Consider the following 14920-nt stretch of genomic DNA (forward strand, 5'->3'; position numbering starts at 1 on the left):
TGTGGGCAGGGGTGAATATCCTATCTCTCCCCTAGATATTATTAAAACTATATTGGGTGTCGATACGGGAAATCCTGACCATCTCTTCGTGATTAATTCCCTGCGTCTACCTCGTACCCTTGTCGCTTTTATGGTGGGAGTGGCGCTGGCTATTTCTGGAACTATCTTCCAAGGTTTAACACGCAATCCCTTAGCTGATCCTGGTATTATTGGCATCAATTCTGGGGCAAGTTTAGCCGCAGTTACAGTTATTGTCTTATTTCCCTCTGCACCAGTTTATATTTTGCCTTTATCAGCCTTTGTTGGTGCTTTGTTAATGGCTACTTTAATTTACTGGCTGGCTTGGAATAATGGGAGTTCACCGATTTTATTAATTTTAATGGGTGTGGGTTTATCTGCGATCGCTAGTGCCTTCACCAGTTTAATGATTACCTTCGGTGACATTTACAGCGTTAGTGATGCTTTGGTGTGGTTAGCTGGTAGTGTTTACGGTCGCACTTGGGAACAAGTCTTTTCATTTTTACCTTGGTTAATTATTTTTGTACCAATGGCGTTGACATTAGCCAGACATTTGAACGCCTTAAATTTAGGAGATGATGTTGCTAGAAGTTTAGGTAGTCGTGTGGAATGGCAGCGTAGTTTACTACTATTAGTAGCAGTAGCCTTAGCTGGTGCATCAGTAGCCACTGCGGGAATGATTGGTTTTGTCGGTTTAATTGCGCCCCATTTAGGAAGACAGTTAGTAGGTACAAATCATCAAGGTTTGATTCCCACTTCCGCACTGTTAGGAGGAATGATTGTTGTGGTTGCGGACTTATTAGGAAGAACTCTATTTGCACCTATTGAAATTCCCTGTGGAGTCGTTACTGCTGCCGTGGGCGCTCCTTATTTTCTGTATTTGTTAATTCGTAATCGGAAAAATAGGTGACAGGGAACAGGTGACAGGTGACAGTGAAGAGAGCAGGAGGAGAGGGGGAGAAAAATAATTATTAATTACAAATCTAAAATCTAAAATCTAAAATCTAAAATTGTTATGAAAGGTTTATCAACGAAAAGTTTATCTTTGGCTTATGATGGTGCAACCATTATCTGGGATCTAAATTTAGCGATTCCTGCGGGGAAAATTACTGCTTTAGTTGGTGCTAATGGTTGCGGAAAATCTACTTTATTAAGAGGTTTGGCTAGATTGCTTAAACCTCGTGGTGGTGCTGTATATCTTGATGGAGAATCTATTTTTCAACTTTCCACAAAAGAAGTAGCCCAGCAATTGGGAATTTTACCCCAAAGTCCAGTTGCACCAGAAGGTTTAACAGTCAGAGATTTAGTAGCCCAAGGACGTTATCCTTATCAAAATTGGTTGCAGCAATGGTCCCAGAAAGATGAAAAAATTGTTCAACAGGCATTAGAAATTACAGATTTACTCAACTTATCTGAACGCGCATTAGACACTTTATCTGGTGGACAAAAACAACGTGCTTGGATTGCTATGGCATTAGCTCAAGATACGGATATTTTACTATTAGATGAACCGACTACTTTTTTAGATTTAGCACACCAAATAGAAGTTTTAGATTTGTTGTATGAATTAAATCAATTTCAGGGTAGAACTATTGTGATGGTGTTGCATGATTTAAATCAAGCTTGTCGTTATGCTGATTATTTAGTTGCTGTCAAAGAAGGCAGGATTTTTACTGCTGGAGAACCACAAGAAGTCATGACTGAGGAAATGGTAAAAGAGGTTTTTGGATTAGATTGTCGTGTTGTTGCTGACCCGGTTGTGGGAACACCCATGTGTGTACCCATAGGACGTAAAGGTAAAGGAATTAACTAATAAAATAACTCTGTTCATTATTTGGGTAAAGTCACCAATTACTGACAATTAACCACAAGCTATTGCAATATTGCCAGCACCCAATCATCCTATGACTCTCACCCTCTCTCAATCTGCTTACTGGGAACTCGTCTATGAAAGTGAGGAGAATCAACTCACACCTAATTCTGCTGATGAATTTGATGTAACTTATCAATATCCTGTGAGATTGGGAAACGGTTACAGTCGGTATATTGATTTACGAACAGGATTAGATTTAAATATCGCCAATTATCAATTGCATGATGAGATAATTACAAGATCCTCTGATAGAGAACATCTGATTGAGTACACTTTTGAGCTTTCCGGTTTAAAGACTGGAACTTATGGCTTTTTTGGTAGCGGTTTAGCACCAGGGGGAAGTTTAGAACATTCACCAGTTCAACCGACTGCTTGGGTGAGTGTTCATATAGAACCTGAGTTATTTTGTCAGTGGTTTGGCCATAAGGGAGAACTACCGACAAATTTGCAACCATTAATTCGTAAATCAGATCAAAAATATTATGAGCATCACGGAAAGACTACTTCTGCAATGCAAATGGCACTACAACAACTGTTAGGCTGTCCGTATCAGGGAAACACAAAGCGGGTGTATCTGGAAAGCAAAGTTTGGGAATTGATGGCGCTTCAGGTCGAACAATTCCTGGAAACTCAAACAATAGAGACAACTAGCAAAATTTTAAATGCAGAGGACATTGAGCGCATCCATTACGCCAGTGAAATTTTATTGACGCGGTTGGATCAGCCACCTTCGTTGATGGAGTTGGCGCGGATGGTGGGAATTAATGACAATAAGCTGAAAGTTGGATTTAAGCAGGTCTTTGAGACAACAGTGTTTGGCTACCTTCATGATTGTCGCATGGAGCGATCGCGCCAAATGTTAGCAGCGGGTAAACTAACTGTAACTGAAACAGCGAAAGCTGTAGGATTCGCCAATAGAGGCTATTTCGCCGCCTCCTTCCGCCGCAAATTTGGCGTAAATCCGGGAATTTATCTCAACGAAAAACGACAAAAATTAAAAAACTCCGGCTAGTGATCATAGTATTCACCCGTACTCCAGAACTTTCCTGTAATCTTATTGCTAGTAATTATTAATTAAATACATGAGTTTAGATTGGTACTGAGATTTATTATCACAGTTGCCAGTCTCCCAGTTCCTTACTTCTGTGGTGTGTAGAGTGATGTTAAATCAATTGCAAAAACTAGCTTGGATGACAGGTTTGGCTTTAGTGTGCGTAAATTTACCTGTTTTCGCTGAAGATAGCCAAAAACCAATCTCTAAAATTTCTCAATTAAGTGATATAGAAAAACCTGCTACCAATATTAAGCAATGGCTGGCTCAGTCCCTCATTCAAATCACAGGTGTCAAATCCCAAACAACGGACAAAGGGATAGAGGTAATTTTAGAAACTAATCAATCAGATCAACTGCAACTCACAAATAAGAGTGAGGGTAATAGCTATATTATTGACATTCCCAATAGTCAATTACGCTTACCTAGTGGTAATACATTCCGTCAAGAAAAACCGAATGTAGGAATTAGTGAAATTACAGTTACCAATTTAGATGCAAATACTATTCGTATAACGGTAACAGGTGAAACGGGTGCGCCACAAGTTGAATTGTTTGATGATGATGCGGGTTTGGTTTTTGGAGTTGTACCAAGTGTGACAAATACTCCAACACCACAAACAGAACCAACTCCACCAGAACCACAACCCAGCAGTGAAACCCAACCAGAAGAACCATCTGCACAGAGTGATGAACCTATTGAACTGGTAGTCACAGGTGAGCAAAATAGATATCGTGTACCCAATGCTTCCACTGGAACTAGAACTGATACTCTCATCCGAGATATTCCTCAGACTATTCAAGTAGTTCCAGAAGAAGTGATTAGAGATCAAAGAGTTACTCGTTTAAGAGATGCGCTGCTGAATGTTGGGGGTGTAATTCAAGATGGTGGATTTGGTGGAGGAATAGACCAACTGGGGATTCGGGGATTTTTTGGTGGCGGTATTTTGGTTGATGGGTTCAAAGATGGACGAGGTGGTATTAGAGAAACTGCAAACGTTGAACGGATAGAAGTTCTCAAAGGGCCAGCTTCAGTTTTATATGGTGGTGTTGAGCCTGGAGGTGTAATTAACTTAGTTACAAAGCAGCCTCTAAGAGATCCCTACTATAATGCTGAATTTTCGGTGGGTAGTTTCTCCACATTTCGCCCTAGTATTGATATTTCCGGGCCAATAAACTCTGATAAAACTCTGTTATATAGGCTAAATTCTGTTTATGAATCTTCAGAAGGATTCCGTGATTTTAATCAAAATATTCAACGATTCTTTATTTCACCCACTTTAAAATGGGAAATTGGACAAGCAACTAACGTAACGTTTCAATTCGACTATCTCAACGATGAGCGTCCATTTGACCGGGGATTTTTAGCTTTTGGTAATGGTATTCTTGACATTCCTTTAAAGCGGATTTTAGGCGAACCAGATGATGTGAGGAAAGTTGAAGAAATAGGTTTTAGCTATCGCTTAGAGCATAATTTTAACGATAACTGGAAAATCCGCAATGCTTTCCGATATCAGAGTTCAGATGATTTTGATTATCGTGCTGAACCTGTGAGCTTCAATGAAACGACAGGTATTCTGTCACGGAACTTTAGATCCAATGATGACTATGGAGAAACTTATACCTTACAAACTGATGTAGTTGGTAAGTTTACTACAGGTTCAATTAATCATACTCTCTTATTTGGTGTTGACTTAGCTAGAGACACATCAGGCGGGACTCAAAAGCGATTACCAGGAGGACTTACACCAAGTATTGATGTATTCAATCCCGTTTATAATGCCATACCCAGACCTGGTTTAGAAGCATTAACCAACGTGGTTCGTAATAACCAAAATACAAGCGATAGTTTAGGCATTTTCTTGCAAGACCAAATAGCCTTGGCAGATAACTTAAAATTCCTTGTGGGTGGAAGGTTGGATATTGTAGACCAAAAAAGCAGAAATTTCTTGAATGACAGTGAATCTAGTCAGTATGATACAGCTATCACTCCAAGACTGGGTATTGTTTATCAACCCATTCAACCTATTTCTCTTTATGCTAGTTACAGCCAATCCTTTCAACCGAACTTTGGTACAAGAGTTGATGGTTCAGTTCTAGAACCTGAACGGGGAACTCAATATGAAGTTGGTGTAAAAAGTGAATTTTTGGATGGCAGATTAGCTGCTACTTTGGCAGCTTATAACATTACAAAATTAAATATTGCTACAACTGATCCTGCTAATCCAGACTTCAGTATTCCGATAGGGAAACAACGCAACCAAGGTCTTGAATTCAACGTTGCGGGACAAATTCAACCTGGTTGGAATGTCATCGCATCTTATTCTTACATTGATGCTGAAATTACCGAAAGTAATGATGGTTTAGCTGGTAATCAACCACCTAACGTCCCATTTAATACAGCTAGTTTGTGGACAACTTACCAATTGCAGCGCGGTAGTTTGCAAGGTTTAGGTTTTGGTCTAGGGTTATTTTATGTAGGCGATCGCCAAGGTGATACCGATAATACCTATATCATCCCTAGCTATTTGAGAACAGATGCAGCCATCTACTATCAACGGGATAATTGGCGGGCTGGAATTAACATCCAAAATCTGTTGAATGAAAAATATTTTCAAGGAGCAAATTTTGGTAGAGTCACCATAGAACCAGGCGCACCATTAACGGTGATTGGTAGTTTTTCCGTGACATTCTAATTTTAACGAAAATCAGGTTTTAAGTATGAGATTCCATCATGAATGACAGTTATATAAAAAGCAAAAGCTTGACTCGCTGGTGGCGATTTGGGATCGTACTATTTTGTACTCTACTCCTAGCTGTAGCTTGTCACCGTGATGGTTCTCTACCTGTTAATTATCAAAGTACAAATGCAGATTGTCGTCAGATGGAACACGCTGCGGGAATTACCTGTATTCCAGAAAAGTTTGAGCGACTTGTGACTTTAGATGATGCTGAAAATGCGATCGCACTAGGAATTAAACCTCTTGGTGCTGTGATCTCCGATTTTTCATCACATTGGCAAGATAAGCTGACAGGAGTAAAAAACATCGGGACAATTGGTGAACCTAGCTTAGAAAGTATTCTCGCACTCAAACCAGATTTGATTGTGGGTTCTGAATATCAAAAAGATATTTATCCTATTACTTCAAAAATTGCTCCCACAGTTTTGTTGAAATTTGGACACAGTGGTCAATGGAAAGAGGTATTTACAAATACTAGTGTGGCGTTAGGTAAGAAAGAAGTTGGTCAAAAGGTAATGGAAAATTATTATCGTCGTCTCGCAGAATTTAAGCAGAAAATGGGCAATAAGTTGTCAAAACTCAAAGTTTCTGTAGTGCGAGTTTATCCTAATAAAATCAACCTTTATCTACTTGATTCTTTCTGCGGAACTATTTTGCAAGATGCCGGATTATCTCGTCCAGAATCTCAAAATTTCACAGCATCAGCAGCTAAGAAGTTATTTAATAATCCGATTCAAATGTCCATTGGTAATGAATTAATCGAACAAGCTGATGGTGATGTGATATTTATTTGGACTTATGAAAATAACACCAAAGGAACTCAAACAGCCCAAAAAAAATTAGAGCAACTTAAATTAAGTCCTCTGTGGAAAAATTTAAAAGCTGTGCGAGAAAATAAAGTTTATTTAGTTCCAAGTTACTGGATTGGAAGTGGTATGTTAGCGGCAAATGCGATTATTGATGACTTATTTAAGTACCTAATTAACACACCTTGAGAAACAGATGGCGATTGGAAATCGCGGCTACACAGACAAAACCCACCTGCGTGGGTTTGGAATCCCTAGCTTTTCATTAGTCCACGCACCATCTGGATTTGGTTTGCGTAGAAGTGAATTATATTCGCCCAAAACTCTGCCAATTGATGGTTTAAATACTTTATTATAACCTACCAGATTATGACAGTTCATACCTTATTTGTTTGTACATCTTGTAGTGCTGTTCTATCTCACGAAGAAGCAGACGAACGCGCCGAAGGAAATCAACTATTATTGAAATTGCTGGAAGTGCAAAAAAATAATTACGCTGACAGCACTCTCAATATAGAGCCTGTAGGATGTTTGTGGAGTTGCGTTAAAAAATATTCTTGTGCTGTCAGCTTTGTTTGTCCGCAAAAATATACATACCATTTTGTTGATTTGACACAGGACAGCATACCTGATTTGTTCCAATTCAGCCAGCTTTACCAAGAAAGCAAAGATGGATATGTTTTACCACCCAAATTACCTGGAACTTTGCGATCGCATCTGCTGGTACGAATCCCTCCTACACCTGAGGAGATCGTGGCTAAAGCTTTATGAAAATCGGACTACAGCAATACTGGAATTTACTTGTAGAATATCTCAAACCCCAAAAAGGAAGGGTTTTCAAATTTGCGATCGCACTCCTCGCCAGCATCGGACTACAATTAGTCAATCCCCAAATTCTTCGCTATTTCATTGATACAGCCGTAGCTGGCGGTTCAGGACAAAACTTACTCATATCCGCCCTCCTCTTTATTGGTGTAGCTTTAGTTACTCAACTAATCACAATTGCTGCTACCTACTACGGTGAAAACGTCGCCTGGAGAGCCACCAACGCCTTACGTGCTGACTTAGTTGAACATTGTTTGCAACTAGATTTATCCTTTCATAAATTCTCCACACCCGGTGAATTACTAGAGAGAGTAGACGGTGATGTTCACACACTTTCGCAATTTTTCTCCAAATTCACCATTTACATCTTAGGCAATTTGCTACTCATGTTGGGTGTGATTGTAGTGCTATTTGCCGAAGATTGGCGTGCTGGGATAGCGATCGCATTTTTTAGCCTCACAGCATTAGGAACACTAATCCGTCTGCGTTCCATAGCCGTTCCCTATTGGAGAACTTATCGCCAAATTAGTGCTGATTTTTTTGGTTTCGTAGGTGAACAACTCGCCGGCATGGAAGACGTGCGGGCTAATGGTGCTAAAAGCTATGTCATGCAACGCTTCCACAAAATTTTGCAAAGCTGGCTACCCATCTATCACAAAGCCCGCTTTGCCAGTACAATTCTTTGGGGTACAACCAACGGTATTTTTACATTAGGAACTGCGATCGCTTTAAGCGTCGGTGCTTACCTTTGGAATCAAAATATTATTACCATCGGCACAGTATATTTACTATATTACTACACCAACTTACTCAGCGAACCCATCGAGCAAATTCGCAACCAATTTGAAGAACTCCAACAAGCAGAAGCCAGCATTTACCGCATTCAAGACTTACTACAAGTAAAATCCCAACTCAGTCCAGGAGGCGAACAAAGACTTCCTCAAGGCGCACTTTCCGTAACCTTTGATCATCTTTCCTTTAGCTACAATGACCGGAAAACAGGAGAAGGGGATTTGGTACTGGAAGACATATCCTTTAATTTACCTGCTGGACAAGTATTAGGTTTATTAGGGCGGACAGGTAGCGGTAAATCTTCCCTAGCGCGTTTATTACTGAGATTATATGACCCCAAATCAGGCTCAATTCACTTAGGCGGCGTACCAATTAACCAAACTTACTCAACAGATTTACCCCAAAAAATCGGCTTAGTCACCCAAGATGTACAACTCTTTCAAACCACAGTACGAAATAATCTCACCTTTTTTAACCAAGAAATTAGCGACGAACGCATCTATGAAACCTTAGAAATATTAGGACTATCGCAATGGTTGCATTCATTACCCCAAGGCTTAGACACAAATTTGGGGCCAGATAGTAGCGGCTTATCAGCAGGACAAGCGCAGTTACTAGCCTTTACTCGCGTATTTCTCAAAAATCCAGGTTTAGTGATATTAGATGAAGCCTCCTCACGCCTTGACCCTATTACCGAAAAACTGATTGAAAAAGCCGTTGATAAATTACTAACTGGACGTACAGGCATAATTATTGCCCATCGTTTAGCCACCCTACAAAAAGCAAATCAAATCTTAATTTTAGAACAAGGTCGAATTAGTGAATATGGTCAACGTGAAGAATTAATTAAAAATCCTCACTCACGTTTTACCCAATTATTAAAAACTGGTTTAACTGATTTATAGCCTTTCTTACTCTACAGAAACACAAAATTATCTGCGTTTAATTCTTTCTTGCTGTACCTCACTCAACCGATAACCGCTATATTAACCTAAGACAATTTATTATTAAAGTCAAAGATTCCTGCTCCCTCTCTTTACTAAAAAGAGGGCTTGGGTGAAGTTCTACAAATTTCAAACTATTAATTATCATGGTAACAACAAAAAAGCGCAAACACTGGGAATTAATATGGCAACTGATTTGCTACAAACCAAAACTATATATCCTTGATAGCATCTACTGGATTTTAATTACAGGTTTACCCGCCCTACCAGGATTAATCATCCGGGAATTTTTCAATAGTTTAACAAATAAGGAACAATTAGGATTATCACCTCTAGCTTTAATTGCATTATTACTAGCCCTGAACTTAGGACATATTGTAATTATATTTGCGGGGAGAGTTACCAAAACCCAGCACCGTTTTCTCATGCGGTCATTACTGCGACATAATTTATTAGACCGCCTATTTAAAAATCCTACAGCACAGCCAATGGTTGTTACTAAAGAGTCAGAAACAACTGTATCTCAGGGAGAAATTATTAGCTATTTTCGTGATGATGCCCAACAAATAGAAGACAACGTGGCATGGATATCAGAACTCTCAGGAGAAGGAATATTTGCCATTCTTTGTTTAGTGACTTTATTAAGTATCAACGTACAGATGACGTTGTTTGTATTTCTGCCTTTAGCAGCAATGGTAGTAATTATTCAACGAGCCGAAACTCTGATTAAAAAGTATAGAAAAGCCAGCCGCCAAGCCACCGAAAAAGTTACAGGAATTTTAGGCGAAATATTTGGTTCAGTTCAAGCGATTAAGGTAGCTGGTGCAGAAAAAAATGTATTAGATTATTTTCGCACTTTAAATGACCAACGTCGCCAAACCATTATTAAGGATAGTCTGTTTAACGCTATTCTCAAATCTTCCTTTCAAAATATGGTGAATTTGGGAACAGGAATAATTTTGCTCCTCGCTTCTCAACTAATGCAGAGTGGGGTTAATCAGTTAACAGTAGGTGACTTTGCTTTATTTGTTTATAACATCTCATTTGTGACTGGCTTTTTTACTTCTTTCGGTAGTTTTATGGCATTGTCTAAACACACAGAAGTGTCTTTTGATCGGATGGCTAGTTTACTATCTGGTGCATCGGCTGATACATTAGTAGCGCCCAATCAACTTTATCTAAATGACTTGAATTGTTCTCAAAAAGATTTACCCACAATAGAACAACCTTTGCGGAATAAAAAAGATCATTTTCAATCTTTGAAAGTTTCTCATCTCACTTATATTTATCCTGGTACAAACCAAGGAATTACAGATATTAGCTTTGAAATTCAGCGCGGTAGTTTGACTGTAATTACTGGTCAAATTGGTTCTGGTAAAACTACATTACTGCGTTTGTTATTAGGATTATTACCTATACAAAGCGGGGAAATTTACTGGAATGGAAATATTGTGGAAAACCCCGCTACTTTCTTTGTTCCCCCTCGCAGTGCTTATACTCCTCAAATTCCCCAACTTTTTAGTTATACCCTGCGGGAAAATATTTTATTAGGATTATCTAAAGATGATCAAGATATCGCCACAGCTTTAAACATGGCTGTATTTGAGCAAGATTTAGCAACGATGAATGAAAGTTTAGAAACTTTAGTTGGTTCTAAAGGTGTGCGGCTTTCTGGTGGACAAATGCAACGAGTAGCAGCCGCTCGGATGTTTGTTCGTCAACCGGAATTAATGGTGTTTGATGACCTTTCCAGCGCCTTGGATGTGGAGACAGAATTGGCTTTATGGTCGCGGATATTTGTTAATAGCACAGAACAGGAAGAAAATAGTTGGATACCAACCTGTCTTGTTGTTTCTCATCGTCCTTCTGTGTTGCGTCGCGCTGACCAGATTATTGTCATGAAAGCAGGGAGAGTTGTCGCGCAAGGCAAGTTTAAGGAGATTTTAGCTGATGAGCAAGCCGATTGGATTTTTTAGTACCAATTTTAGTAAATCACAAACTTTTTCCCAAAGGGCGATCGCCTCCAAAATACTGTAATCTCAATTGATGACTTGTATAAATATTTAGTGAAGTAATCATCAATATGTCAACCAACAAAACTCACAATAATTGTCGTTTTTGTTCCGAGATTTCCCAAGCTAACGGTGAAGACCCCATTGGTTCAGCTGTAACATTAGAACAATACTTAATTATCGAAGCTGCACAACCTTGGCCAATTAATATTTGGATTGAACCTGACCCCATGCCACAAGGTGTATTAGACGCATTAAAATTTGCTTGGTAAAGTGGTGGGGCAATTCGACAACTTGCGATCGCACCAGACAAAGAATACTCCCATCCCGATTATACTCGTGTATTCTACTATCGCCGACCAGCAAAGTTTTTTGCCCAATTTGAGAAACATGAGTTTATCGTACCTCATGGTTTAGTGGGTTCTTTGGCATTAGCTTTAGTCAAAAATCCAGAAGAATTACCAAACTTTAGCCAATATCGCCAACAAACAAATCACATTCGAGAAATACTCGTTTGCAACCACGGGAATGTGGATGTGGCTTGTAGTAGATTTGGTTATCCGATTTATAAAAAATTACGTTCTGAATACGCTGCTGCAACTGACAGTAACTTACGTTTTTGGCGATGTAGTCATTTTGGTGGACACGAATTTGCACCTACCTTAGTTGACTTACCCCAAGGACAATATTGGGGTCATTTAAAACCCGAAATTTTAGATTTATTAGTCCGACGTAATGGTTCAGTTAAAGAACTGTATCCATACTATCGAGGCTGGGGTGGCTTATCCTTCTTTGAACAAATTGCCGAACGAGAAATTTGGATGCAGGAAGATTGGAAATGGCTGGAATATCACAAAGCCGGTCAAGTTTTAGCAAGTGATGAAATTAATCAAGAATGGGCTGATGTTCGCATTGATTACACCACAGCCGATGGAAATATTAGAAGTGCATATCAAGCCAAGGTGGAGATGAAAGGTTCAGTTATGACAGCTTGGAAATCAGGAGAAAACCCAACTTTAGAGGAAGTAAAGCAGTATCACGTCAGTAGTCTAGTGAAATTGGCATAATAAAAATTGGATCGGATTTTTAGGGAGAACTGATAGCAAATAGCTGTCTCTTGCTGAAGAAATTAAGTTTTTATTAACAAATCAAAATCATAAGATTTAGAGTTTATACCAAATTGCTTACGAAAAGCATCTGCAAAACGACTTTTGTTTGCATAACCAACAGCACCCGCTAATTGTCAGTTTCACTGGTTTTTGCTGGAATTTTTATGATCAGTCTGTTCCGGTTATTCACGCTATTACTTTGACACCTAAACACAGGAAAGGTGTTGCAAATCGTTGATAGTCGTTCTTTACCTTTGGGCGATCGCATATAATTGTTCATCAAGGCGTTTCTTGGCAAGCAGTAATCTGCCTTCTGATTGATGACTATATAACGGTTTCTGAACAATCTGATTGAGTAAAGATACCGTTTGCTTAATGGAGAAGTACGACGAGAACACACGTCTATTTTCCCAGGTTTCGATAATACTCACCAATAACCAGTCTTGCAGATTATTGTTGAATATCTGATCAAACCCAACAATGGATTAAACTGGTTATTTGGAGTGGAAGTTTGTAAAACCTCGTTTTTGACTCATTTTTCTATGGTTACAAGACTTGCAGCGATTTATGGGATGGCTACAGCACCAACTGTAACACCTGACCGGGTTAATCAAGTTACTCGCAAAACTTATCCGAATTACAAAGTGATTGTGTTGAATGACGATTTTAATACTTTTCAACACGTGGCTGAGTGTTTGCTAAAGTATATTCCGGGAATGTCGAGCGATCGCGCTTGGGATCTTACCAATCAGATACATCACGAAGGACAGGCGATTGTTTGGGTAGGACCTCAAGAACCTGCGGAACTTTACCACCAACAGCTACGACGGGCTGGGTTGACTATGGCCCCCCTGGAAGCAGCTTAATCATCATGAACAAACCCACGGATGGCAGACTAGTTTGGAATCACTCTACTCACATTTCTGGACTAATCCCAATTTTAGAACGTTTGTGTCGGCATGATGGCATTCACACAGTCACACCTGCGGTGATTGGACGGGTGAGAGGTCATTGTCCCAAAATGCAGTTGCGTGTGTCTGTACCCATTCGCGGGGGTTATAAAGTCATTGCACGGCAGGGTAAGACGGTTCAAGAGGTATTTATCCTCACAACTTTGCTTCAGGAACAACTGGAAAGTGCGATCGCGATCGCTATGAGAATTACATGAATCCGACGATTAATCAACGGAGGAGCTAAAAACGCTCCTTTTACGACTTTTGACTACTCCTCAACACGATGTACCGCAAACTTATGTAATGGCAAACTAAGAATACAAGAAAAAGTTAACAAATATGACAAAGCTATAGTGATTCTCAAGGTCATTGTTAAACCTTCCCAATTCGGTAAAACTATTTTCTCAATTCCAAAAGCAACACAGTAAACTAGCCAGTAAGCAAAGCTCATCCTTAACAGGATTTCCTCTGTTTCTTGGGCTTCATCTTTTTGTTTTTTTTGTTTATTATTATCCCACAGCATCAATAGACCAAGAATACAAGCTACACAAGAAACAGCAACTACAAATTCATGACAAAATAGATTTACCGAATGCATTTGCCTTTATCCCACTATTTTGATTTTTCTATTGTCAATTAGTCTAAAGGCATAGTCCCAGAGATTATTCAAAATAGTTACAAACTGCAATAGTTAATAGCAATATCTGTAAACAATTGCAACATATACAGCAGAATTCAGGAGTCAGAAGTCAGGAGTCAGAATCATCTAGAACCTGAAAAATACTGTATTCTGCTGTATATAGAAAAAAACTTCAAGATTCTTGTTCACAAGCACCAATACTTACCCAGGAACTAGAACCATCTTGCCAATGTTCTTTCTTCCAAATTGGTGCATTATGTTTAAGGGTATCAATTGCATACTGACAAGCTGCAAACGCCTCACCTCGATGCGGACACCCCACAGCTACTAAAACACTGATTTCGCCGATTTTTAACCGCCCAATGCGATGACATATCACAACGCGATTTACATCAGGCCATTGGCAACGAATATCAGCTGCAATTTGATAAAATACTTGCAAAGCCATCGGTTCGTAAGCTTGATACTCTAAAGCCACCACAGGTTTCCCATCGGTTTGATTACGAACCATACCACTCATCAGCACCACTGCACCATTAGCCGGGTTGTTAGCTTGATCGTATATTTCCTCAAGAGATAATGGAGCAAAGGAAATACCAAAGCTATCTTCGACTTTAGGTTTTATGGGAAGTTTCGTTTTCATGGCTAAGTTCTGAAACAGTGGATAGCTTGATAGTAAGTGCTGAGTCTTGAGTCCTGTAAGAGAACTCCACACAATAAATATATAATACAGTGTATTTCTTTTGTTACATACATTATATAATGTCTGCTAGGCGGATATATGGCGAATATATATTTAACTTGTATATCTCTGAGTTTTAGGAATAGGCAGGGTTTTAGAGAAGCTATACCTCTTACCAATGCGAATTTTCATTAAACAAAAAGAGTAAATTAATATCACCGCTCATTAAATTTTTACATGATTTTATTATTGAAGGAGTGATTTAATTGCATAAAAATATTCCCAATCTATTAGTAAATATCCTGAATTTCAATTTAATTACTACAAATAATTACTACAAAAACTCTATTTTCCTGTCATCCTCCCTTAGAAAGATTAATATATAATTGGCAAACAATGAATTTATGTGTTTACTGAACATTAGACATCCCTCAATAGTAACTTTATGAACCGATGAAGTACAGTAATAATTTAA

General features: G+C 39.0%; 16 protein-coding genes. 13 read left to right on the plus strand and 3 right to left on the minus strand.

All coding sequences use genetic code 11. The features are described 5' to 3' along the window. From ACSQ6I_RS10580 to ACSQ6I_RS10630, 11 genes are all read left to right on the plus strand, one after another. Positions 1-928, plus strand: a 928-nt coding sequence (locus tag ACSQ6I_RS10580) for a FecCD family ABC transporter permease (protein ID WP_438890306.1), incomplete at its 5' end; no start/stop codon positions are given. A 105-nt stretch (positions 929-1033) separates the two neighbouring features. After that, positions 1034-1831: an ABC transporter ATP-binding protein gene (locus ACSQ6I_RS10585; RefSeq protein ID WP_438890307.1), complete on the plus strand. Its 798-nt coding sequence runs from the start codon at positions 1034-1036 to the stop codon at positions 1829-1831. Between the two features lie 91 nt (positions 1832-1922). Continuing rightward, positions 1923-2903 (plus strand): helix-turn-helix transcriptional regulator, encoded by a 981-nt coding sequence (locus tag ACSQ6I_RS10590; RefSeq protein ID WP_438890308.1) that lies wholly within the window; start codon positions 1923-1925, stop codon positions 2901-2903. A 148-nt stretch (positions 2904-3051) separates the two neighbouring features. Further along, positions 3052-5637 (plus strand): TonB-dependent siderophore receptor, encoded by a 2586-nt coding sequence (locus ACSQ6I_RS10595; protein WP_438890309.1) that lies wholly within the window; start codon positions 3052-3054, stop codon positions 5635-5637. A 38-nt stretch (positions 5638-5675) separates the two neighbouring features. Then, positions 5676-6677, plus strand: coding sequence for an iron-siderophore ABC transporter substrate-binding protein (locus tag ACSQ6I_RS10600; RefSeq protein ID WP_438890310.1), 1002 nt, complete (start codon positions 5676-5678; stop codon positions 6675-6677). 7 nt (positions 6678-6684) lie between these two features. Next, on the plus strand, positions 6685-6846 hold the full coding sequence (locus ACSQ6I_RS10605) for a hypothetical protein (RefSeq protein WP_438890311.1): 162 nt from the start codon (positions 6685-6687) through the stop codon (positions 6844-6846). 11 nt (positions 6847-6857) lie between these two features. Continuing rightward, positions 6858-7259 (plus strand): DUF1636 family protein, encoded by a 402-nt coding sequence (locus tag ACSQ6I_RS10610; RefSeq protein WP_438890312.1) that lies wholly within the window; start codon positions 6858-6860, stop codon positions 7257-7259. Then, positions 7256-9010 carry an ABC transporter ATP-binding protein gene (locus ACSQ6I_RS10615; protein WP_438890313.1) on the plus strand — a complete coding sequence of 585 codons (1755 nt, stop codon included), beginning with the start codon at positions 7256-7258 and terminating at the stop codon, positions 9008-9010. The genes ACSQ6I_RS10610 and ACSQ6I_RS10615 overlap by 4 nt, the downstream gene beginning before the upstream one ends. Before the next feature lie 185 nt (positions 9011-9195). Beyond that, a complete protein-coding gene (locus ACSQ6I_RS10620; protein ID WP_438890314.1) occupies positions 9196-11025 on the plus strand; it encodes an ATP-binding cassette domain-containing protein in 1830 nt (609 codons plus the stop codon). 107 nt (positions 11026-11132) lie between these two features. After that, the gene (locus ACSQ6I_RS10625; RefSeq protein ID WP_438890315.1) at positions 11133-11333 is read left to right on the plus strand and encodes a hypothetical protein; all 201 of its coding nucleotides are present in this window, start codon (positions 11133-11135) and stop codon (positions 11331-11333) included. 27 nt (positions 11334-11360) lie between these two features. Beyond that, positions 11361-12128: a sucrase ferredoxin gene (locus ACSQ6I_RS10630; protein WP_438890474.1), complete on the plus strand. Its 768-nt coding sequence runs from the start codon at positions 11361-11363 to the stop codon at positions 12126-12128. 290 nt (positions 12129-12418) lie between these two features. On the opposite strand, the gene ACSQ6I_RS10635 is transcribed toward ACSQ6I_RS10630, so the two are convergent. Then, the gene (locus ACSQ6I_RS10635) at positions 12419-12568 is read right to left on the minus strand and encodes a hypothetical protein (RefSeq protein WP_438890316.1); all 150 of its coding nucleotides are present in this window, start codon (positions 12566-12568) and stop codon (positions 12419-12421) included. Positions 12569-12712: 144 nt separating this feature from the next. Here ACSQ6I_RS10635 and clpS point away from each other — a divergent pair, with 144 nt between their 5' ends. Further along, the gene (gene clpS / locus ACSQ6I_RS10640; protein ID WP_015215585.1) at positions 12713-13036 is read left to right on the plus strand and encodes an ATP-dependent Clp protease adapter ClpS; all 324 of its coding nucleotides are present in this window, start codon (positions 12713-12715) and stop codon (positions 13034-13036) included. Between the two features lie 5 nt (positions 13037-13041). After that, positions 13042-13338, plus strand: coding sequence for a DUF2103 domain-containing protein (locus ACSQ6I_RS10645; protein ID WP_015215584.1), 297 nt, complete (start codon positions 13042-13044; stop codon positions 13336-13338). Between the two features lie 53 nt (positions 13339-13391). On the opposite strand, the gene ACSQ6I_RS10650 is transcribed toward ACSQ6I_RS10645, so the two are convergent. After that, on the minus strand, positions 13392-13721 hold the full coding sequence (locus tag ACSQ6I_RS10650; RefSeq protein WP_438890317.1) for a hypothetical protein: 330 nt from the start codon (positions 13719-13721) through the stop codon (positions 13392-13394). A gap of 214 nt (positions 13722-13935) precedes the next feature. After that, complete coding sequence (locus tag ACSQ6I_RS10655; protein ID WP_438890318.1) at positions 13936-14406, minus strand: molybdenum cofactor biosynthesis protein MoaE; 471 nt, start codon at positions 14404-14406, stop codon at positions 13936-13938. Between the last annotated feature and the right edge of the window lie 514 nt (positions 14407-14920).

Origin of the sequence: Anabaena sp. WFMT (assembly GCF_051781005.1) — a bacterium.
GTDB lineage: Bacteria > Cyanobacteriota > Cyanobacteriia > Cyanobacteriales > Nostocaceae > Anabaena.

Coding starts and splice junctions, on each gene's coding strand:
- ACSQ6I_RS10585 (WP_438890307.1), top strand. CDS start 1,034: ATGAAAGGTTTATCAACGAAAAGTTTATCTTTGGCTTATGATGGTGCA.
- ACSQ6I_RS10590 (WP_438890308.1), top strand. CDS start 1,923: ATGACTCTCACCCTCTCTCAATCTGCTTACTGGGAACTCGTCTATGAA.
- ACSQ6I_RS10595 (WP_438890309.1), top strand. CDS start 3,052: ATGTTAAATCAATTGCAAAAACTAGCTTGGATGACAGGTTTGGCTTTA.
- ACSQ6I_RS10600 (WP_438890310.1), top strand. CDS start 5,676: ATGAATGACAGTTATATAAAAAGCAAAAGCTTGACTCGCTGGTGGCGA.
- ACSQ6I_RS10605 (WP_438890311.1), top strand. CDS start 6,685: ATGGCGATTGGAAATCGCGGCTACACAGACAAAACCCACCTGCGTGGG.
- ACSQ6I_RS10610 (WP_438890312.1), top strand. CDS start 6,858: ATGACAGTTCATACCTTATTTGTTTGTACATCTTGTAGTGCTGTTCTA.
- ACSQ6I_RS10615 (WP_438890313.1), top strand. CDS start 7,256: ATGAAAATCGGACTACAGCAATACTGGAATTTACTTGTAGAATATCTC.
- ACSQ6I_RS10620 (WP_438890314.1), top strand. CDS start 9,196: ATGGTAACAACAAAAAAGCGCAAACACTGGGAATTAATATGGCAACTG.
- ACSQ6I_RS10625 (WP_438890315.1), top strand. CDS start 11,133: ATGTCAACCAACAAAACTCACAATAATTGTCGTTTTTGTTCCGAGATT.
- clpS (WP_015215585.1), top strand. CDS start 12,713: ATGGTTACAAGACTTGCAGCGATTTATGGGATGGCTACAGCACCAACT.
- ACSQ6I_RS10645 (WP_015215584.1), top strand. CDS start 13,042: ATGAACAAACCCACGGATGGCAGACTAGTTTGGAATCACTCTACTCAC.
- ACSQ6I_RS10650 (WP_438890317.1), bottom strand. CDS start 13,721: ATGCATTCGGTAAATCTATTTTGTCATGAATTTGTAGTTGCTGTTTCT.
- ACSQ6I_RS10655 (WP_438890318.1), bottom strand. CDS start 14,406: ATGAAAACGAAACTTCCCATAAAACCTAAAGTCGAAGATAGCTTTGGT.